Annotated in this window: 17 protein-coding genes and 2 pseudogenes; 10 read left to right on the forward strand and 9 right to left on the reverse strand. The window is 68.7% G+C overall.

Features of this window, described 5'->3' with window-relative positions; translation table 11 throughout:
* Window positions 1-111, forward strand: a pseudogene (locus ACLBYE_RS22920) (IS630 family transposase); the annotation flags it as partial.
* Window positions 112-857: 746 nt separating this feature from the next.
* Window positions 858-1,280 (forward strand): response regulator, encoded by a 423-nt coding sequence (locus tag ACLBYE_RS22925; RefSeq protein WP_447695930.1) that lies wholly within the window; start codon window positions 858-860, stop codon window positions 1,278-1,280.
* A gap of 745 nt (window positions 1,281-2,025) precedes the next feature.
* On the opposite strand, the gene ACLBYE_RS22930 is transcribed toward ACLBYE_RS22925, so the two are convergent.
* The 5 genes from ACLBYE_RS22930 to ACLBYE_RS22950 all read right to left on the reverse strand — a co-directional run bounded on the left by ACLBYE_RS22930 (window position 2,026) and on the right by ACLBYE_RS22950 (window position 9,281).
* The gene (locus ACLBYE_RS22930; protein ID WP_447695931.1) at window positions 2,026-2,262 is read right to left on the reverse strand and encodes a hypothetical protein; all 237 of its coding nucleotides are present in this window, start codon (window positions 2,260-2,262) and stop codon (window positions 2,026-2,028) included.
* Window positions 2,263-2,675: 413 nt separating this feature from the next.
* On the reverse strand, window positions 2,676-4,136 hold the full coding sequence (locus tag ACLBYE_RS22935; protein ID WP_447695932.1) for a methyl-accepting chemotaxis protein: 1,461 nt from the start codon (window positions 4,134-4,136) through the stop codon (window positions 2,676-2,678).
* Between the two features lie 440 nt (window positions 4,137-4,576).
* Window positions 4,577-4,897 carry a hypothetical protein gene (locus ACLBYE_RS22940; RefSeq protein ID WP_447695933.1) on the reverse strand — a complete coding sequence of 107 codons (321 nt, stop codon included), beginning with the start codon at window positions 4,895-4,897 and terminating at the stop codon, window positions 4,577-4,579.
* Window positions 4,898-5,035: 138 nt separating this feature from the next.
* On the reverse strand, window positions 5,036-6,733 hold the full coding sequence (locus tag ACLBYE_RS22945; protein WP_447695934.1) for a methyl-accepting chemotaxis protein: 1,698 nt from the start codon (window positions 6,731-6,733) through the stop codon (window positions 5,036-5,038).
* Window positions 6,734-6,875: 142 nt separating this feature from the next.
* Window positions 6,876-9,281, reverse strand: coding sequence for a putative bifunctional diguanylate cyclase/phosphodiesterase (locus tag ACLBYE_RS22950; RefSeq protein WP_447695935.1), 2,406 nt, complete (start codon window positions 9,279-9,281; stop codon window positions 6,876-6,878).
* Window positions 9,282-9,834: 553 nt separating this feature from the next.
* Between ACLBYE_RS22950 and ACLBYE_RS22955 the strand changes: the two genes are divergently transcribed.
* Complete coding sequence (locus ACLBYE_RS22955; protein ID WP_447695936.1) at window positions 9,835-10,932, forward strand: PAS domain-containing protein; 1,098 nt, start codon at window positions 9,835-9,837, stop codon at window positions 10,930-10,932.
* Between the two features lie 80 nt (window positions 10,933-11,012).
* On the opposite strand, the pseudogene ACLBYE_RS22960 reads toward ACLBYE_RS22955, so the two are convergent.
* From ACLBYE_RS22960 to ACLBYE_RS22970, 3 genes and pseudogenes are all read right to left on the reverse strand, one after another.
* A pseudogene (locus ACLBYE_RS22960) lies at window positions 11,013-11,330 on the reverse strand (IS3 family transposase); the annotation flags it as partial.
* Window positions 11,331-11,864: 534 nt separating this feature from the next.
* Window positions 11,865-12,170: a hypothetical protein gene (locus ACLBYE_RS22965; RefSeq protein ID WP_447695937.1), complete on the reverse strand. Its 306-nt coding sequence runs from the start codon at window positions 12,168-12,170 to the stop codon at window positions 11,865-11,867.
* 237 nt (window positions 12,171-12,407) lie between these two features.
* Window positions 12,408-13,907, reverse strand: a complete 1,500-nt coding sequence (locus ACLBYE_RS22970; protein WP_447695938.1) for a carbohydrate porin — start codon at window positions 13,905-13,907, stop codon at window positions 12,408-12,410.
* A gap of 152 nt (window positions 13,908-14,059) precedes the next feature.
* Here ACLBYE_RS22970 and ACLBYE_RS22975 point away from each other — a divergent pair, with 152 nt between their 5' ends.
* From ACLBYE_RS22975 to ACLBYE_RS22990, 4 genes are all read left to right on the forward strand, one after another.
* Window positions 14,060-14,380, forward strand: coding sequence for a PsiF family protein (locus ACLBYE_RS22975; RefSeq protein WP_447695939.1), 321 nt, complete (start codon window positions 14,060-14,062; stop codon window positions 14,378-14,380).
* 243 nt (window positions 14,381-14,623) lie between these two features.
* Window positions 14,624-14,848 (forward strand): hypothetical protein, encoded by a 225-nt coding sequence (locus ACLBYE_RS22980; protein WP_447695940.1) that lies wholly within the window; start codon window positions 14,624-14,626, stop codon window positions 14,846-14,848.
* Between the two features lie 13 nt (window positions 14,849-14,861).
* Window positions 14,862-15,071 carry a hypothetical protein gene (locus tag ACLBYE_RS22985; protein ID WP_447695941.1) on the forward strand — a complete coding sequence of 70 codons (210 nt, stop codon included), beginning with the start codon at window positions 14,862-14,864 and terminating at the stop codon, window positions 15,069-15,071.
* Window positions 15,055-15,273 (forward strand): hypothetical protein, encoded by a 219-nt coding sequence (locus tag ACLBYE_RS22990; protein ID WP_020095937.1) that lies wholly within the window; start codon window positions 15,055-15,057, stop codon window positions 15,271-15,273. Before ACLBYE_RS22985 ends, ACLBYE_RS22990 begins: the two co-directional genes overlap by 17 nt.
* Before the next feature lie 8 nt (window positions 15,274-15,281).
* Here ACLBYE_RS22990 and ACLBYE_RS22995 read toward each other — a convergent pair whose 3' ends face one another.
* On the reverse strand, window positions 15,282-15,704 hold the full coding sequence (locus ACLBYE_RS22995; protein WP_447695942.1) for a hypothetical protein: 423 nt from the start codon (window positions 15,702-15,704) through the stop codon (window positions 15,282-15,284).
* 635 nt (window positions 15,705-16,339) lie between these two features.
* Between ACLBYE_RS22995 and ACLBYE_RS23000 the strand changes: the two genes are divergently transcribed.
* The 3 genes from ACLBYE_RS23000 to ACLBYE_RS23010 form a co-directional block, all read left to right on the forward strand.
* Window positions 16,340-17,386 (forward strand): ABC transporter ATP-binding protein, encoded by a 1,047-nt coding sequence (locus ACLBYE_RS23000; protein WP_447695943.1) that lies wholly within the window; start codon window positions 16,340-16,342, stop codon window positions 17,384-17,386.
* A gap of 81 nt (window positions 17,387-17,467) precedes the next feature.
* On the forward strand, window positions 17,468-18,493 hold the full coding sequence (locus ACLBYE_RS23005) for an extracellular solute-binding protein (RefSeq protein WP_447695944.1): 1,026 nt from the start codon (window positions 17,468-17,470) through the stop codon (window positions 18,491-18,493).
* Between the two features lie 16 nt (window positions 18,494-18,509).
* On the forward strand, window positions 18,510-19,358 hold an 849-nt coding region (locus ACLBYE_RS23010), incomplete at its 3' end, for an ABC transporter permease (protein ID WP_447695945.1).

Genomic DNA, 19,358 nt, shown 5'->3' on the forward strand with positions numbered 1-19,358 from the left:
ACGATCAGCGACCTCTGGGACACGATCCGACGAGCCTTCAGACGCTTCACGCCAGCCGAATGCCGCCGCTATCTCGCCGCCGGAGGCTACGACGCATATGATCCAATATGATCGGATACCGCTCTAGAACGATGCCGACGCCACCGACCACGACACAGTAGCCGGGGACGACCCAGGTGTTTGGCCCGTGCGGTCGCGACGACCTCTGCACTCGCGCAGGTGCCGATTCGGTCTCGCGTGCCAGGGCGATGCGCTCGTGAGAGGGAGAGTGCCCGGCGGCTTCATCGTCCGTCCCGAGTTGAGAGAGCCCCGAATCGTAGGCCTTCACCTTCTCGCCCGTCGCGCCGCTATCGATGTCCGCCTTCAGCATCGCCGAGGTCGGGCGATCTGAGGCAGGGGGCTCCTCTACGGATAGGTTGCCTGGAGCCGGTGGGGTCTCGGAACGGAGGATCATGCGATGCGCCTTGCAACACCGTCGTGCCGGGCAACTCCCGGTGCGGGGTCGTGAGAATGAGCAACCCCTGCGATGGGACACCGTGTTCCCTGGGTAGTGTCGCATGGGACCGCGCATCACTGGTTCGAACAGCAGAGTTCAGCCGTGAGCGGCAGATTCGATTCGGAGAGCCGCTACAGGAAAAGCGGATTGCCTCCTGACGATCCGATGCGGCTGCCAGAGGGCCGCTCGATGCGCTTCGAAAGCGAACGTCCGTGATCGCCTCGCCGGCGGAGCCGTCAACGTCCGCCATCCCCGAGGATGTGGTCTGCACGCTGACGACCTCGAGCGTCGATCTCATGGCGGGCGGCTGAACTTCGCGTCGTCACCTGGACCTTTCCATGAAGCGCGGCATTGAGGGGAGATGTCCCATGCCTCCTCGAACGGTTCGCCCGGTGCTCTCGTCGACGACGACGACGGCATGGTCCGCATGGCTGCGGTCGACATCTTGGAGGAAGCGGGGTTCAGGACTTTTGAGGCCGCATCCGGCGATAAGGCGTTGCTCGTGCTCGAAGAACACCATGCGTGCATCACGCTGCTGTTCACCGACGTGCAGATGCCGGGCGTGCACGATGGCTTCGCCCTCGCTCGCAAGGTTGCGAGCGCCTATCCACACATCTCGATCGTCGTTGCGTCTGGGCAGGCCAAACCCGGACCGAACGATCTGCCGGACGGAGCGTGCTTCATCGGAAAGCCGTTCAGCGTGGACATCGTCCATCACCATCTACGCGAGGTTCTGCCAGACGAGCAGAAGCCCGAACCCCTGTGCAAGAAGAACCCCGCCTGAGAGGTGCAGCCATGTCCGCCGTCAGCACTCACGGCTACGCATGCAAGCATTTGAAATGACTGTCAGCACCCCGAAGCCGATACGGCGGCGACGTCCGCTTCAATGCATTCGACCCCGATAGCGGAACGGCGGAAATCCACCATCGGAGACGCTCAGGCGGGCAGCCGAAATCTGCTGATGTTGGCCGAAAGCTGCCGGTCGGCTTCGGAGTGGTGCTGCCGGAAGAGCGGACGGCCTCCAATCGACCCAACGCAGTGGTTCAAGCGCGGCCATGTGGTTCACTTGAGCGGATGCAGGTTCCGCCACCACTTTGGCAGGGATGTGCCCATCCCAGGCAATCAGCAAGCTCCTCCTGCATCCCCAAAAATTGAGCAAAGTCGCCGCGGTTGGCGCCTGCCTTTCGATCCTTGCAGTCCTTTCGAATGCTCGATTTTTAAAGATCATTCCACGGGCCATCATCGACGAATATTTCAGGCTGGCCCTGTCGGCGCCCGTTGGCAGTCAATCGGTGCACGTCGACGCTGGCACCATCGCTCAGCTTCTAAGAAGAAGGTCTTCCGTGCGCCGTTTGCAGGCGATGGGTCAATTTCATTCGGTTGCGCCGCCACTGAGTGCGCCGGCTGAGGCAATCACGGCCGCTATCCAACTCCTCCAGATCCGACCCCACAGGTGGGAGCGATCCTGCCGGCAGCCGGGGATCCGGCCGTAGTGCACACGTGGAGCGAACCTCTCTGTTTCTCGAGGTTCAGAGCCAGCTCGTCGCGATCATGAACTCAGAGAGCGCGATCTTGCCTGCCTCGGTGATGGTCCACTCAACAATGGGATGACCGCGCAGATGATGCAGGCGCGGACCTCCGATCCGCTGGATGAGCCCCAGGCGTTCCAGGAGAAGATTCCTCGTATCGTCGGCCGCCATCTCGCGATTGCGTGCACCGATCAGAGCGAGGCGTTCGCCTTGCGTCCTCTTCAAGAGATCGCTCACTGCTTGGCCTGTTCGCCTGCGTCGGTGGCACAGATTGAGATCACAAGGGCCTGCCAGTGATCGTCTTACCTCTTGCCGCGCAAAAATTCGCAATACAGGCTCGTCAGAGCGACTAATCATCTCCTTACAGTCAGTTATGATGTTTGCAGTCGTTATGCAATTAATTATCATAGGGCATTTAACTCTCTTTGCATAGGAGCACCGTGACCCACAATGTCAGCGCCTCGCTGGAAGATTATTCGTCTCGGCAATAGTGGGGCGAATGCCACATCCTGTAATGCGCGATCACAGTCTGGCGCGTCGCAAAGCAGGCCCACCTCGGCGCCTTCCCGAAGGATCGACGGAGCAGCGCTCGCTTCAGCCCCCTCGGAGAGCCCAAAGCAGATAGCTGGAAGGACCTCCTTATGCTTTCATCAACTCGCCTTGAGGTACTTCTCCATGCTGGCACCGAGGCCGGCGGAATGCGCCTCGAGCTTGTCGGAGATCCGCCGGACCATCTCTGCGAGCTGTCCCGTCTCTCCGGCCGCGGCCGAGACACCGGTGATGTTGGACGACATCTCCTGGGTCGAGGCGGCCTGCTCCTCGACGGCGCTCGCCATAGCCAGCGTGAGTTTCGAAAGCTCGGCCACCTCGTCGGTGATTAAGCGGATCGCCGTCACGGCCTCGCCGGTCGCCTTCTGGATGGCGTGGACCTTGTGCGTGATCTCGCCGGTCGCTCTCGCCGTCTGGCCGGCAAGCTCCTTGACCTCCGTGGCCACTACCGCGAAGCCGCGCCCGGCCGCACCCGCGCGCGCCGCCTCGATCGTGGCGTTGAGTGCGAGAAGATTGGTCTGGTCGGCGATAGATTTGATCATTCCGACTACCGCGTCGACTTCGCCGGCATTGGCCGCGAGGTTGCGAACCGTTACGTCCGTCGCCGTCGCCTGGTTGGCGATCTGCTGGGTACGCTCGGAGACCCGCCCGACTTGACCCGAGATCTCGTGGATCGAGCTGGTCATCTCCTCGGATCCGGCCGCCACGGAGTTCGCGCGCTCGCTCGCCGCGTCCGCCGAGCGGTTCAGGCCCTCCGCCGACTCCTTCATCTCGCCGATCGCGGTCCCGAGCGCCTCGACGACGCCGGCGACGTCCTCGGCCATGGCGAGTTGTGCGGTGATGACCGACCACGTCAACATCGGCCCGACATAGGCTCCGTCCGCGTCGGTGATGGCGGAGACCTGCAGATCGAGGGTCTCGGGTCCGACCTTGATCTTGGTGCGGTGGGGCAGTCGGCGCGCGTCGGCGAGCATGTTCCGCTGGTGATGCGGGTTCTTGTGGAACACGTCGAAGGACTTGCCCATCATCTCGGAGACCTTGATCGGCAGATACCGCTCGATGGCTTCCAGAGTCTTGCGCGAGGTGTTGTTGATGTAATTGATCTTGAAATCGTCCTTCGGATCCGCGGTCATGACGGCGACCGGCATCTCGTCGATCATGCGCAGCAGCCGGTTGGTCTCGCTCTTCTTGGCCGTGATGTCGCTGGCGAACTTGATGACCTTGAACGGCTTGCCGTCGGAGCCCAGGATCGGGTTGTAGGTGGCTTCGAGCCAGACCCTCGCGCCGGACCGCGCGCGGCGGGGGAACTCGCCGGACACGAACTCGCCGGCCCGCAGCTTCGACCAGAATTCATCATACTCCGGACCGTTGGCCATCTCCTCGCTGACCAGGATCCGGTGGTGCTTACCCTGCAGGGAAGCGAGATCGTAGTCCACGACGGCCAGGAAATTCGGGTTGGCGCGCAGGATGGTGCCATCCATGCCGAACTCGATGATGGCCAACGAGCGCGTCAGCGCGTCGATGGTGGCTTGGGTTTCATTGAAGGCGGGCTTACGGAACATGGCGCAACTCTCATTGGACGCCGTATCGTGACATCGAGACCACAAGTTGGTCTTAGTCGCGTCTCGGAATCCGGCTCGGACCGTGCGCCACCACGTTCCATTTCAAAAGGATTTTTGGAGCCCAATACAGATCATGGTCGGGCCATGACCCATTCCGTGTCAGATCGATCCTCGCCTTCCAGTCTCCGCGACTGCCGACAGGCGAACGGCGGTCACCAAATGATCGGAGCCGGTCCGAGCGCGCGTCGAGAGCCGCTGCGCACGGTGCCGCGACTGGCGACGGTCCGATCCGCGCGTGACGTCGAACGCGGTCTCCCCGGTCGCTCACCGCGCGCCTTCGACCGCGCGGACACGTCGGTCCGGTGTGCGGAACTCGGACAGCCTGGGACAGGGCCGTGATCCGGATCGGCTGGCCCGCATTCGCGAGGTTGGCCCGAAGGCTACCGCGAAGCCTGCGCCGAATCCCCTTCGTCCGCGAGCCGAAGGAATTCCTCGACCTTCGCGACGTTGCGTTCCGCCAAGGCGAGGACTTTCCAGGCCGCGACGAGAACCTCCGGCTCGGCGGACAGCCTCTCGTCCGGGGCTTGCAGGACCCGCCTGAGGCCGCCGGCCAGCGCCCGCATCGACGCCGCGGCCTGACGGATCTGCGCGATCCGCGGACCGATGTCCTCGCCGGAATCGAGGCGCCGGCGCAGGTCCAGAAGCATCGCGCGGGCGCTCTCGGCGCCCGGGATGGTGCCGAGGGGGATGATGTCGGCCATGGCGCTCACGCCTGCCCGACCCGGTACGGGCCGCAACGCCGGTGCCCCGCCGGGGCATATCCCCGGCAACCCGGCCGAAGCGTGGGATCGGTCCCGAGGCCCGGGACGCTGGCTGTGCTGCACGCCATCGGGATCGCCTCAGGCCGCGCGCACGGTGGTGAGGAAGCGCGTCATCTCCGCTGCGAGCTGCTCGGCGTGTCGCGACAGCTCGCCGGACGACGCCAGCACCTGGGTCGCCGCCGCGCCGGTAGCCTCCGACGCTGAGGCGACTCCGGCGATGTTGCCGGTCACCTCCGCGGTGCCCGTCGCCGCCTGGGCGACGTTGCGCACGATCTCCTGGGTCGCCGCGCCCTGCTGCTCCACGGCGGCGGCAATGCTGGCCGCCACCGTGTTGATCTCGCGGATGCGCCCCGTGATCGCGCCGATGGCCGAGACGGCCTCGCCCGTCACGCCCTGGATGCGGCCGATATGGCCGCCGATCTCGTCCGTCGCCCGGGCCGTCTGCGACGCGAGTTCCTTGACCTCGGCTGCGACGACCGCGAAGCCCTTGCCAGCCTCGCCGGCCCGCGCCGCCTCGATGGTCGCGTTCAGCGCCAGGAGGTTGGTTTGGCCGGCGATGGCCGAGATCATCGCGACGACGTCGCCGATCCTCGCGACGGCCGTCGTGAGGTCCTCGACGAGCCGCGCCGTCCGGTCGGCCTCGCCGACAGCGGCCTGGGCAAGGGATGCCGATCCCTGTACCTGCCGGCCGATCTCCTGAACCGAGCTCCCGAGCTCCTCGGAGGCCGCCGCCACGGTACCGACGTTCGACGCTGCCTGATCGGCCGCCGCCGCCACGGCCGTGGACTGCGTGGCCGTCTCGGTCGCGGTCGCGGTCATCGTCGCGGCCGTGGCCTGCAACTCCGTGGCGGAGGCCGAGACCATCCCGACGATGCCGCCGACGGTCCGCTCGAAGCCGTTCGCGAGGTCTATCATGAGGCGCCGTCGCTCGGCGCCGGCCGCCGCGTCGGCGGCGCGCTTCGTCTCCGCGTCCTCGACGGCCTTCCGCGCGACCATGGCGCGGATGTCCGCGACGGCCTTGCCGACCTGGCCGATCTCGTCGCGACGGGCGGCCTCCGCGATGTCGGCGTCGATATCGCCCTTGGCCATGCGCTGCAGAACGGCGACCAACCGCGTCAGGGGCCGCGTCGGCCCGAAATGGACGATGGCGAACGCGATGGCCAGGGCCGCGAGCAGCCCGGCGACCGCGGCCGTGACGAGGACCGTCGTCGCCCGCTCCGCGCTCGCCTGGGCCTCCGCCTTCGCCTGGGCGAGCTCGGCCGCGAGATTGTCGATGCGCGGCTGAACGAGGTCGCGGACCTTGTTGCGGGCCGCGAGACCTTCGGAAAGCACGATTTTCCGCGCGGTCTCGGCGTCCCTGTCGAGGGCCGCCGCGTTCGCGCGCCCGACGACGTGGAAATAGACCTCGACGGCCTCGCGCAGCTTCTGATTGACGGCCCGCCGCTCGGGCGAGTTCGACAGCGCGATCAGCCTGTCGACCGCCACGTAGGCCTGTTTCACGGCCTCGTCGTAGCGCGATCGGTACGTGGCCTGCTCGGGCGGCCGGTCCTCGATGAGGATGTTCCGATTCTGAACCGTCGCCTCGAGGACGTTCGTGCGAACAGTCAGGATATTCTCGAGTCGCGCGGACTGGACATCGACGATGTGCTGCGTCTTCTCGTTCAACTCATCGAAGACGCCGTGCGCGCGATACACGAGCCCGCCGGCGACGGCGGCGACCAGCAGCAGCGGGATCGTCACCTTGGTAACAATCTTGAGGTCGGAAAGGCGCGACATGTACTGTTGCTCCGCTACTTCTGAATTTTGAAGTCGCCGCATTTAAAGACGCGTTGCCCGGCAAGCGCGCGCCGGGGGCGTCCTCAGCGCGACAAGAGAGGTTTTCTGCCTTTCGGCGGCGACGCGATGCGCCGCCCGTCGACTACGAGGCGCGGGCCAGCGACAGGACCGGGCGCGCGTCGGCGGTCGGGCTCCCGTCCGGATCGCCGGCGCTCACGCTCGGCGGCGGCGCAGCACCCTCGATGCGCGCGATGAGTGCCGCGACCTCGTGGACCGGGCGCGCCGGGCTGTAGAGGAAGCCCTGCGCGATGTCGCAGCGCTTGTCCCGCAGGACGTCCAGTTGCTGCCGGGTCTCCACGCCCTCCACCGTGACGCTCATCGACAGGGCCCGCGCCATCCGGGCGATGGCCTCGACCACGGCGACCTTCTCGGGGCGGCCCTGCAGGTCGCGCACGAAGGAGCGGTCAACCTTCACCTTGTCGAACGGGAATTCGGTCAGGTAGCTCAGGCTCGAGTAGCCCGTGCCGAAGTCGTCCAGCGCGATGCGCACGCCCGTCGCGCGCAGGCGCTTCAGGTTCTCCAGAACCTCCGGACCGTGGTCGAGCAGCACCGACTCGGTGATCTCGATCTCGAGCCGATCTGGCGCGAGACCGGTCTCGCGGAGAACGGCCGCGACCTCGGCGTGGAAGCCCGGCATCCGCACGTGGATGGAGGAGATGTTCACCGCGATCTTCAGGTCGGACCACGTGCGGGCGTCGGTGCAGGCGCGGCGCAGGGCCCAGCGGCCGATCTCGACGATGAAGCCGGTCGTCTCGGCGATGGGGATGATCTCCCCCGGCGAGACCCAGCCGTACCCGGGCTTGTTCCACCGCAGCAGCGCCTCGAAACCGGCGACACGACCGCTCCGCATGTCCACCAGGGGCTGGTAGTGCAGCTCCATCTCGTCCGCCGCGAGGGCCGCGCGCATGTCCAGGTCGAACTGCCGCTGGCGGACGACCCGCTCCTCCAGCGACGGATCGAAGGTCCGCCAGCAGCCCTTGCCGTCCGCCTTGGCGGCGTAGAGGGCGAGGTCGGCGCGCATGAGCAGGCTGGCAGGCTCGATCGCGTCGTCCGGCATGTAGGCGATGCCGACGCTGACACCGACCTCCAGCCGGGCCTCGTCGATCTGGAACGGGCGGCGCAGCTCGGCCACCACGCGGGCGGCGAGGGCCTCGGCCGCGGGCCGGCCGAGGTCGCGGACGACCATCGCGAACTCGTCGCCGCCGAGGCGGAACAGGCTGTGCGGTTCACCGATGGCGAGCAGGCGTGCGGTGACCGCGCGCAGCAATCGGTCGCCGACGAGGTGGCCGCGACTGTCGTTGACGGCCTTGAAGCCGTCGAGGTCGAGATAGAACAGCGCACTCGGTCTCTCCGCCGTGCGGACCGTGCGGCAGAGCGTCCCCAGCGCGTCCTGGAAACCGCTGCGGTTCGGCAGTCCGGTCAGGCTGTCGTGACCCGCCAGGAAGGCGATGCGGGCCTGCGCCTCCCGGCTCTCGGTGGTGTCCGAGCCCACACCGCGGTAGCCCGTGAACGCTCCCTGTGCGTCGAAGACGGGCTTGCCGTTGAGCGTGATCCAGCGCGTGCCGACCGCGGTACGGAGCCGGATGGTGCGATCGCGGAAAGGCGCGCGCGCCGCGATCGCCGCGGCGACGGCCTGGGCGTCCGCGCCGTCGCCGTCCGGGTCGGCGAACGCGCGCAGAAGCTCGGACAGCGGCCGGTGGCGCAGCCCGGCGACCTCGACGCCGAGCAGGGCGGCGACAGCGGCGCGGGCCTGCCGAAGGCGCCCGACCGTGTCGGTTTCCCAGAGCCAGTCGCTCGTGCCCTCGGCGAAATCCTTGAGGAGGAACCCGATGGTCTCGCTCTGCGCCTGCACCATGACGCGGTCGCAGAGGCGCTGGTAGGAGTGCCGGCACATCCGACGCGCGCTCACGAAGACGAAGGCCGCGTACAGCGACAGCAGCACGGCGACGTACTCGCCGACCGGGCTCTCGCAACCGACGAGCCCGACGAAGATGCCGGCCACCACCGGCGCCACGGCCAGGAGTGCCAGGGAGAAGATCGGGCCCGCCACGTAGGCGTGCGAGATCAGGGCGGCGCAGACGGCCCCGACCACGATCCGGTAGGCATTGTCGACCGAGGGCAGCAGGATCGCCGGCATGCTGGCCCAGGCGAGACCGCGGCCGAGCGCGAGGCCGTGAAGGACGGCGAAGGCCTCCCGGGCGATCGATCGGTCGCCGAGGCGGCCGCGATAGCGTCGCATCGCGATCATAGCCACCGCGCACAGCGCCGTCACCGCCACAGCGAGACCGGACAGGTAAGCGTGCGAGACGATGCCCCAGAAGATGGCGGCCAGCGCGAGCACGACGGCGGCCTGCGTCACCGCCGAGTATCGGCCGAGTTGCAGCGTCTCGGCGAGCATCGTGGCGCGCATCGCCTCGCGCAGGCGCGCGTCCTCGTCGGGCAGGTGCGCCGCGTCGTCGACGCCCATCGGCAGGATGATCTCACTCATGGCCGCGCCCGTTCGAGGACGTCGAAGCGTCGGCGGCGATCACCCTGCCGCGGAGGTCGAACTGGATCGACGCCGGTGCACTGTCGAGGGTGCTCGACTTCGCCCGGCATTCGGCATTCGGCAGCGACATTCAGGTACCCAGGCAGGAGACGGCTCGCCGCGTCTCCGGTACGAGGATGACCGCTTCGGACTGCCAGAGTCTCAAGCCGATCGCCGGAATTCCTGTTCAATCGCGCTCAAGGGGATCGAATTTCCTGTCATTCCACCGGACACATCCGAAGCTTCGGGCGCAGTGGAATTTTTTATTCCATCCTGCGGCATATCCATCGGTCTCGACCGATAGATACCTCGTCGAATTCTGGTATCCATCGATCTCCAAGAAGGAATCCGACTCAGGCTTCCTTTCCCAAACGATCGATGGCCCGCACGACACTGACAGCCGCCATCGAATGTCAGTCAATATGGATCGAATGCTGTCTTCTTAACGCTTTCACTGCCGCGATTATGGCATTTTGCATCTCAGTTCTGGAGCGCTGGCGATCGGGGTGAGGCGATGCCGACACGTTCATTGATGCGTCCGCAGGCGAAGACCGAGATCGGCGCCGCCCCGCGCGGCTTCTCCTCGCGCCACTACCTGAAGCTGATCGAGGATACGGGAAAAATCGGCTTCTGGTCGGCGGATATGCGCTCCGAGCGACTGGACGCGTCGCCGGGCCTCTACCGGATTCTGGGCCTCGACCCGACCACGGAGATGACCTTCGGCTTCGGGCTCGACATGATCCACCCGGAGGATCAGGCCGCGCACGGTGACCAGATCGCCGTGCTGCGCTCCGGCCAGCCGGTCAGTCGCGAGTTCCGCATCATCCGGCCGGACCGGACCCAGCGCTGGCTCCTGCACCACGCCGAGGTCATGCTCGGCGCGGACGGGCGCCCGAGCCAGGGCATGGGCGTCGTGTTCGACGTCACGGCGCAGCACGAGACCATGAACGCGCTCATGCAGCGGCATGACCGCCTGAACGCGCTGATCGCCGCGACGGCAGCGGTCTTCTGGGTCAACAAGGCGAACGGTGAGCCGAGCGAGATGCCGCAGTGGATGGCCCTGACCGGTCAGTCTCACGCGCAGATGCAGGGTCTGGGCTGGCTCGACGCCGTCCACCCGGACGACCGCTCCCGCACGCTCGCGGCCTGGACCACGGCGGTGGAGCACACGGCGCCCTACAACACGGACTATCGCGTCCTGTGCGCGGACGGGATTTACCGGTGGTTCAACGCGCGCGGCGCGCCGGTGCTGAACAAGGACGGCTCCGTCCGCGAATGGGTCGGCGTCTGCTTGAACGTTCCGGGACGGACCCGCTACGGGGCCCCGCCGCCCGAGGCAGTCCCGCCGCCGGGGACCGCGCGGGGTTCGGTCGCCGACGAGACCCTGATCCCGAGCCAGATCCGTTCGGCCCGCGCAATCACCGGCCTCTCGAAGGATGAGCTGGCCGCGCGGGCCAACGTCTCGGTCTCGACCCTCAACCGGCTGGAGGACCCGACCTCGGCGGTCCGGTCGCGCTCGGACACCCTGCTCGCCGTGCGTCGTGCCCTGGAAGAGGCGGGCGTCGAATTCATCTTCGAGGCAGGCAAGAAGCCCGGCGTGCGCGAGGCGTGACTGCACTTGAGGCCGCCTGACCGTCCGGTGCATTCGGCACCTGATCCGCCCCTGACTTCGCGGGCACGGGGAGATCGGTTCGCGGCCCTCTCGGCTTGCTCGGGCGTGAGAGAGCCGAGCGCCGAATGGATGCGCTGCCGGTTGTCGTAGGCCTCGATGTAGGCGAACAGATCGCGCCGCGCCTCATCTCGGGTCGTCCATCGTCGCTGATGGACGAGCTCGACCTTGAGCGTGTGGAAGAAGCTCTCCATCGGGGCGTTGTCGTAGCAGCGAGCCGTGCGGCTCATCGACGGCTTCGCCCCCATGCTGATGCGTTGCTTACGGTAGGCCTGCGCCGCGTACTGCCTGCCGCGATCCGGGTGGCAGATGAGCTCGGCGGCCCGCCGCTGCTCTCCAGCAGGGCGACCGCTTCGCGTTTGAACTCGGGCGTGAACTCGCGTCTCGTCTTCGCCATCCGACACCTTCCCCGCTCAGCATGAGCGTATCAGAGGTGTCCGCGAAGCCGAGGGAGGATCAATCGATGACGCGTCTGACCCTGCGGACGAGCTCCAGGCGCTTATAGGGCTTGTTGATGATCTCGAACTCGGTGCCGCCGGCGTCGGTCCTTTCCAGCGAGGCCTCGGCCTAGCCCGTCGTGAGGAAGACCTTGATGCTGGCCCCGGTTAGCCGGGCGGCATCTTCCAGGTCCGCTTCCGAGATGCCGCCGAACCTCAACAGACGACCGGGTTGGGCGCCAAGCCGAACGTCCGGTTTTTCGTACGCTGATGGTCCGGCGTGACGTGCTCTGGCCGGGAGCTGAATGGCCGCCGTGGAGCCCGACCGCTGCAAAGGAGGACGGCCTCCCACCGACCCGACCCTGCCGTCAGAGCGTGTCGGCACGTCTCCCGGAAGCGGACCTCCAGCGTGCAGCGACCGGACGATGCGCGCCCTGCTCAGTGCGCCAGCGATCGGTCCGATGCGTCCGACGAGCGCTTCTTCCTCTTGCGCTTGCTCGCTTTCAAGACCACGTCCGCGTTGTCCTCGGCGATGCGCTCAGCCAGCGCGAAGTCGTGAAGCTTCGCGGTCGCGCCCTCCGTAGCGGTCGGCGCTTCTGTCACGGCGTAGAAGGCGGCGCGGACGATCTCCTTCTTGCTCGCCTCCGGATGCCGCTCGCGGATGGCGGAACGAATCGCCTTCGGCTTCATGCCTGGCGCGGCGATCTTCCTCAGCGTGTCCGCGATCGCCCGGATCGATGCCATACCGCTACCTTCACCCGATCCCTTCTGCCGGCTCACAAACCCGTCAGCCGGCGGGGCGTTCCGAGGCCGCGGCCACACAGGCGGCTTCCCGCGCGCGACGCGCCGCACCCGCGGACGTGAGCGCGCGCCGAACCGCCGCGCGCCTCCCGAGACCGGAACGCGCTCGGCGCGCGTCCGCCACAGGGCGCGCACGCACCGCGACTGCGCCCGGGGGCGCCCAAGCAAGCCGCCTTCACCTCAGTAACGGGTGATGGCACGCAGGCCGAACACCGCGGCGCCGCGCACCCGCTTGCCGTCAGGATCGCGCGGATTGGCGATCCCGCCACCCGGATGGGCGATGTACTGCACGGTCGGCTGCAGGGCGATGCCGGGCGCGAGCACGGCTTGATAGGTCGCCTCGAGCAAAATCTCGGCGCTTCGGCGCGGTGCGGGTGTCGTGCTCTGGAGCGCGGCGATCGCATCGAGCCGGCGTGCCGCCGGGGAGATGCGGGTGATGCCGACGGCGAGGCCCAGCGTGTCGTCCGACCGTCCGGGGATCAGGCCGCGATAGGCGATGCCGCCGTCGATGTAGAGATCCACCAGATTGCGGTCCCCCGGCGAGACGGACGCACGCAGGAAGACGCTGGCGCCGTCGTTGGGATCGTCCGGCTCCTGGTAGATCGTCTGGTCGATGAGCCCGTAGAGGCCCGAATTGCCCGAAACCCTCCGATCGAGGCCACTCACCGGATCCGGCGTGAGGGCATCGACGCGGCCGAAGCGGTGCCAGCCGCCCAGCGTGACGGTGCCCGGCCGGCCTTCGGAACCCGGACGGGTGTTGTAGGCGTAGGCGACCTCGGCGATGACGAGCGGGGGGTCGGAGACGGGGAAGCGGATACCGTTCGGATTGCGGCGCTGCGGGTCTACGCCCGAGCGGGGACGGCCGCCGCCGGGTGTGCCGTCGATCACGCTCGCCTGGAACGAGAGATCGGGCGTCGGGACGTACTTCAGGCGGACGGTCGGCGCCGAGAGCGGATAGGCCGGCCCTCCGTCCACCATGTTCGCGGCGAAGATCTCCGGCCAGCCGAAGGTTCCGTTGGTGAACAGGATGCTGGTCTGGCTCACCATGTACTCGGTGTCGGCGGAGAGCTGGCCGACACGGACGGACAGCCTGTCGTCGAACAGGCTCTGCTCCAGCCACAGCTCCGAGAGCCGCGAAGCCGGCAACGCCTCGATCTCGCTGATCGTCATGAGGTTGCCGACGCGGCTGCGGGAGGCTCCGCTCCCCTGGATCTGGTAGACGGTGGCGTGGGCCGTGGCCCCCTTCCACCCGGCGAGCGTGTCGAGGTCGACATCGACGTCGAGATCGAGCAGCGTCAGGCCCGTGGAGCCCTGCCGCAGGCCGCCGCGCAGATTGCGGTAGGTCTCGGCCACACTGATCAGGCCGAAGGTGATCCCGCGGCTCTCCAGGAAGGCGCGATACCCGCCGGGATCGCCGGCGGCCCCGAGGAGGGGCTGGAACGAGGTCGTGACCTCCGCCGCGCGACCGGCCGAGAACACGGGCTGAGCGACCGAGGTCTGCGGATCGCCGCCTGCGCCGGAGGGTGAACCGATGGCGAGGCCCTCCGCGGCGACCCGCGCGGCCGTCGCCAGCGGATCCGCGGCCGGTTCGGCCAAGGCACGGCCGACCGGTGCGACGAGAACGAGCGTGATGCCGGCGAGGGCGCAGATGACAGAGCGCACCAGGACCTCTGGAGACATCGGGCTCGGCGAACGAAGGCATAGCCTCGTGACCATTCGACGACGGCGGTGGCGAGACATCGCCGCGAATTGATGGGACAGACGCGGCACTGACGCTGGCTCGTACAACCGCAGGTCGCTAGGGTTCTCCGCATCACCGGAGGTCCTCCACCGTGCGTACGCTCGCTCTCGCCTCGGCCCTCGTCTTCGCCTGCACGGTGTCCGTCCGGGCGCAGGCCCCCGCACCCTCGGCGGCTCAGACCGCGCAGCGGGATCGGATGAAATCCTGCAACGTGGATGCTGGGACGCAACGGCTGTCGGGCGCCGCCCGCAAGAGCTTCATGGCCGATTGCCTCGCGGGAAAGAGCGCCGCGCCGGCCAGGGCGCTGACGCCGCAGCAGATGAAGATGAAGAGCTGCAATGCGGATGCGTCGGCCAAGAGCCTCAAGGGCGCCGAGCGCAAGGCGTTCATGAGCACGTGCCTCAGAGGTTAGTCGCCTGCGCCCACACCGCGTCCCTTTTCGGCCTCTGATCGATGTCGGGGCTGCGTGAAACGGATGCCGTTCGAGACACCGATCGATCTCGGGCGTCCTGAACGTCACTCGGGCTTCCACGAAGCGGCTGACGTCCCCCTCACTCTCCCCCCTCTGCTCGTCGCGGAACGGTTTTGCCAGCCTCGCCGTAACTGACCCATCGAGCCGCGACGGCGCGGGTCAGATGGCCGAGGCGGTCCCAGCATGAAGCGCGCTCCCTTCCGCATCCTGATCCGCATCGACGGCGATCAGCGCGTCCTGCGCGCGACCTCGGAGCGCGAGGCGGCGCTCAAGGCCGAATCCGTTCTCCGGCGCTATGACCTCCCGCCCGGCGGCGCCGGCCTCATCATCGAAGCGTCGGACACCCGGGCGCGCGCGCGCATCGCGGCCTATCTGGCCGACGTCGCGCTCGAGATGGAAATCGCGTGATCGGCCTCCGAGGATGACGGTCTCGGACAGCGCGGTCCCATACGTGCTGGGCGCTGCGGCGGTGCGCTCGGTCGAAATCATCGACGGCGGCGGCACACTGGCGATCCGATTGCGGTCGCCCGACGACAGCGAGTTCTGCGTCCTGCTGCCGATCGGTGTCGTGGGCGACCTCCTCTTTCAACTCGCGGATGTGATGAGCGTCAGCCTTGACCCACGCCCATGACCGAGAGGACGCCCACCTGGGCGAAGGGGATGACCCGGTGCTCGACGCGGTCGCTGTCCTTCGGTGCCGCGGGTACACGGTCGAGCCGGATGACGACTGCGCGCGCTGGCGGATCGACGGTGCTGACTGGATCACGCTCAGCGACCTGTTCGCGCGGGCTCTGCGGCTCGGCTTGCGAGACGGGCCGGGACGCGCGCAGTAATCCCCGGTCTAGTTGATCAGGCAGAAGCCGGCTTCCACCCTGTCGACGCCGCCGACGCGCTTCCCGGTCTCGCAACTCGGGGCGACGGCGCGCACCGCTTGGACACGCGGCGTATCGGGCGGCGGGCGGAGGAGGGTGTGCTGTGGCCGAAGCGCCGGCTCGCGCGCTTCGGCCGGCGTGCTCGCCACCGCGGCCGCGGCCGCCGCAGGAACGGCCGCAGCGATGGGGGCCGGCGCGATCGCGATGGTGGGACGGTAGCCGGCACGGCCGCTCGGGGCCGTCTCGGTCGCGGCGGCAGACGGAGGCGACGCGGGTCGCTGCGCCGTCGACGACCGCCCGAAGAACAGACGCCCGCGCCCGCGCGCCTCGACGGCGTCGATGCTACCCGCAAGTGTAGAGATCGCCATACCTGCCACCAGCCACGCGCGCATGCTGTCCCCCACCGCACGCGAGGAGCATGGCAGCGAACCAATCCAATAGTGCTGCCACGACCTCTCAAATTCGATTAATTTGATGAATGCAGAGCGCGGACATGTCGCGACAGCGCGGGATTTCCGCGCGCCTGACCTGTCGGCACCGAGTCGCGATCGACCGGACAACGCGATCCCTCGGCAAGAGCGGCTCCCGGCGCGCCGATGACCGATTGCGAAGTGATCGTCTGCCGTGTCGCGTGCGGAGCCGACCGATACGGTGTGGCCGCGCAGCCAGCAGGACACGCCCCCGCGGCAAGTCTCGCGGGCAGGACTTCGTACGCCCCCCCGGACCGGCGGCGCGGGAGACCGGGGCCGGGACAGCCGGGCGTCAGGCTCCGTGGCGGCCCAGCCAACGACACCCTGGAGCCGCACCGCCCGGCGGCCCGCCCGCGGGCCCCCCCCCCCCCCCCCCCCGGGCCCCCCCCCCCCCGCCGGCCCGCGCCGCGCCGCCGGATGAGAACGGTGACTCCACCCGTTCTCGATCGAGGGCCCATCGCCCGCCGGATCTCCTGCCCGTGTTTCGACGCCGCAAGACTTCTCCGACCGACGCGGCGCCCGGCGCCGGTTCAGGTCCCGCCGCGGGGCAACTCGCGGTGTCGGGCGTGAGCCGACGCTACGGCCGGACGCTGGCGCTGGACACCGTGTCGCTGACGCTCGGTCCGGGCGAGATCCTGGCGGTGCTCGGCGCCTCCGGATGCGGGAAGAGCACGCTGCTGCGGCTCATCGCCGGCCTGGACGCGCCGGACGCGGGCGAGATCGCCTTCGGCGATCGCCGCGTCGCCGGGCGCGGCCGCAACGCGCCGCCCGCGAGCCGCGGCGTGGGCCTGATGTTCCAGGACTACGCGCTGTTTCCCCACCTCACCGTGCTGGCCAATGTCCGCTTCGGCCTCGCCCATCTCCGCGGCGCGGACGCGCGGGACATCGCCCGCGAGCGCCTCGATCAGGTCGGGCTGGCACACCGCGCCGACAGCTATCCGGGCACGCTGTCGGGCGGGGAAGCGCAGCGGGTGGCGCTCGCGAGGGCCCTGGCCCCGCGTCCGCGGGTGCTGCTCCTCGACGAGCCGTTCTCGAACCTCGATGCCGGCACCCGCGAGCGTGTCCGCGCCGACACCCTGGCGGTCCTGCGGCGGGACGGCATCGGCGCGATCCTCGTCACGCACGACGCGGCCGAGGCGGTCGCCTGCGCGGACCGCATCGTCCTGATGCACCGGGGTCGGATCGTCCAGAGCGGCAGCGCCGAGGCGCTGTACGACGCGCCGGCGACGCCGTTCGCCGCCCGGGCGCTCGGCGAGATCATCGAGATTCCGGGCCGCGCCGTCGACGGCCACGTCGCGACACCCCTCGGCACGCTGCCCCGGCCCGACTTCGTGCCGGAGGGCGCGGTCAAGGTCTGCCTGCGCCCGGAGGCGATCCGCCTCGGGCCGGCGGGTGCCGGGGTGCCGGCCAGGATCCTCGGCCGGGCCTTCGCGGGGCCGCGCCTGCGCCTGGACATCGCGGTCGCGGGCCTCGGCGCGCCGCTGCGCCTCGACCTCCCGCCGGAGGCCGTCCCGGGCGAGCAGGTCGGCATCGAGTTGCTGCCCGGGCGCGCCCACGTCTTCCCGCTGCCGGACAGAGCCCAAGTGTTGTCAGATTGTAATTAGAATACATCTAAATAAATCCGCCTTGCAGGGCGCATTCTTACTGTATAGCACCGGCTCGTCGCTCGACGAACGGGGTTTATCATGTTGGACGTCTGCAGAACCGGAGCCTGGGCGAGCCTGTGCCTGTCCCTCTGCTTCGGCGGACCGGCCTACGCGGCCGAAGTCAACCTCTACACCACCCGCGAGCCGGGCCTGATCCGGCCGCTGCTCGACGCCTACACGGCGCAGAGCGGCGTCACCGTGAACACGGTCTTCGTGGAGAAGGGGCTGGCCGAGCGGGTCGCCGCGGAGGGCGCGCGCTCGTCCGCCGACGTCCTCATGACGGTCGACATCGGCAACCTGATCGAACTCGTCGACCGCGACCTGACCCAGCCGGTGCGCTCGCCCGTGCTCGAAGCGGCCGTGCCGGCGCCCCTGCGCGACGCCGACGGGCGCTGGTTCGCCCTCTCGATGCGCGCGCGCGTGCTCTACGCCGACACGGGCCTGAACGATCTCGCGGCCGCGACCTACGAATCGCTCGCCGACCCGCGCTGGAAGGGCAAGGTGTGCCTGCGCTCGGGCCAGCATCCCTACAACACCGCCCTGATCGCCGCCTTCCTCGTCCGCCACGGCGCGGAGAAGACGGAGGCGTGGCTGCGGGGCGTGAAGGACAACCTCGCCCGCAAGGCGACGGGCGGCGACCGGGACGTGGCCCGCGACATCGCGGCCGACCTCTGCGAGGTGGGCCTCGGCAATTCCTACTATGTCGGACTGATGCGCTCGGGTCGCGGCGGGGCGGACCAGCAGAAATGGGGCGCGGCCATCAAGGTCGTGCTCCCGACCTTCGAGGGCGGGGGCACGCACGTGAACGTGTCGGGGGCGGTCGTCGCCAAGAACGCGCCGAACCGCGACCAGGCGGTCAAGCTCCTCGAGTACCTCGTCTCCGACGCCGCGCAGGCGCTCTACGCCAAGGTCGACTACGAGTATCCGGTGAAGGCCGGCGCCCCGATCGAGCCGCTGCTCGCGGAACTCGGTAAGCTGAGCGTCGATCCGACGCCGCTCGTCGAGATCGCCCGCAACCGCAAGGCGGCGAGCCTGCTCGTCGACAAGGTCGGCTTCGACAACTGAGTTCGAGCCGGGCCGGATGTCGGTGACCCGCTCTCTGGGCTGGGCAGGGGCGGTCGCCCTGGCGGCGCTGCTGCTCGCGCCCGTGATCTCCCTGGGCTTCACGGCGTCCGAGGGCGGCGGCGAACTGTGGCCGCACCTGGCCGCCTACGTGCTGCCGCAGGCGATCCGCGACACCGCCCTGCTGCTCGCGGGCGTCGGCCTCCTGGTGATCGGGCTCGGGACCGCGACGGCGTGGCTGGTCGCGGCGTTCGACTTCCCCGGTCGGCGCCTCCTCGAGGCCGCCCTGCTGCTGCCGCTGGCGATGCCGACCTACGTGGTCGCCTACGCCTATCTCGACCTGCTGCACCCGCTCGGGCCGTTCCAGGTCGGGCTGCGGGGCCTGCTCGGCCTGTCGAGCCCGCGCGATTTCGCCCTGCCGGACCTGCGCTCGCTGCCGGGCTGCAGCCTGCTGCTCGGCTTCGTGCTCTACCCTTACGTCTATCTGCCGACCCGCGCGCTGTTCCTGATGCAGGCCGGATCGCTGCTGGAAGCCGCGCGCACGCTCGGGGCCGGGCCGTGGCGCAGCTTCCTGCGGATCGCCCTCCCGCTCGCGCGGCCGGCGATCGCCCTCGGCACCGGCCTCGCCCTGATGGAGGCGCTCAACGATGTCGGCGCGGCCGAGTTCCTGGGGGTGCGCACGCTGACGGTGCAGGTCTACGCCACCTGGGTGAACCGCTCGGACCTGCCCGGCGCCGCGCAGATCGCGCTGGTGATGCTGGCCGCGGTGGTCGCGGTCGTCGGCCTCGAACGGCTCGCGCGGGCCGGCCGCGGCTATGCCGGGGGCGCCCGCCGCCACACGGCCGGCGCGCGCCGCCGGCTGGGCGGC

Source organism: Methylobacterium sp. A52T, from assembly GCF_053346095.1.

What these genes read in the sequence shown, in the direction of transcription:
- ACLBYE_RS22925 (WP_447695930.1), top strand. Translation starts at nt 858, where the DNA reads ATGTCCCATGCCTCCTCGAACGGTTCGCCCGGTGCTCTCGTCGACGAC.
- ACLBYE_RS22935 (WP_447695932.1), bottom strand. Translation starts at nt 4,136, where the DNA reads ATGTTCCGTAAGCCCGCCTTCAATGAAACCCAAGCCACCATCGACGCG.
- ACLBYE_RS22940 (WP_447695933.1), bottom strand. Translation starts at nt 4,897, where the DNA reads ATGGCCGACATCATCCCCCTCGGCACCATCCCGGGCGCCGAGAGCGCC.
- ACLBYE_RS22945 (WP_447695934.1), bottom strand. Translation starts at nt 6,733, where the DNA reads ATGTCGCGCCTTTCCGACCTCAAGATTGTTACCAAGGTGACGATCCCG.
- ACLBYE_RS22950 (WP_447695935.1), bottom strand. Translation starts at nt 9,281, where the DNA reads ATGAGTGAGATCATCCTGCCGATGGGCGTCGACGACGCGGCGCACCTG.
- ACLBYE_RS22955 (WP_447695936.1), top strand. Translation starts at nt 9,835, where the DNA reads ATGCCGACACGTTCATTGATGCGTCCGCAGGCGAAGACCGAGATCGGC.
- ACLBYE_RS22965 (WP_447695937.1), bottom strand. Translation starts at nt 12,170, where the DNA reads ATGGCATCGATCCGGGCGATCGCGGACACGCTGAGGAAGATCGCCGCG.
- ACLBYE_RS22970 (WP_447695938.1), bottom strand. Translation starts at nt 13,907, where the DNA reads ATGTCTCCAGAGGTCCTGGTGCGCTCTGTCATCTGCGCCCTCGCCGGC.
- ACLBYE_RS22980 (WP_447695940.1), top strand. Translation starts at nt 14,624, where the DNA reads ATGAAGCGCGCTCCCTTCCGCATCCTGATCCGCATCGACGGCGATCAG.
- ACLBYE_RS22985 (WP_447695941.1), top strand. Translation starts at nt 14,862, where the DNA reads ATGACGGTCTCGGACAGCGCGGTCCCATACGTGCTGGGCGCTGCGGCG.
- ACLBYE_RS22995 (WP_447695942.1), bottom strand. Translation starts at nt 15,704, where the DNA reads ATGCGCGCGTGGCTGGTGGCAGGTATGGCGATCTCTACACTTGCGGGT.
- ACLBYE_RS23005 (WP_447695944.1), top strand. Translation starts at nt 17,468, where the DNA reads ATGTTGGACGTCTGCAGAACCGGAGCCTGGGCGAGCCTGTGCCTGTCC.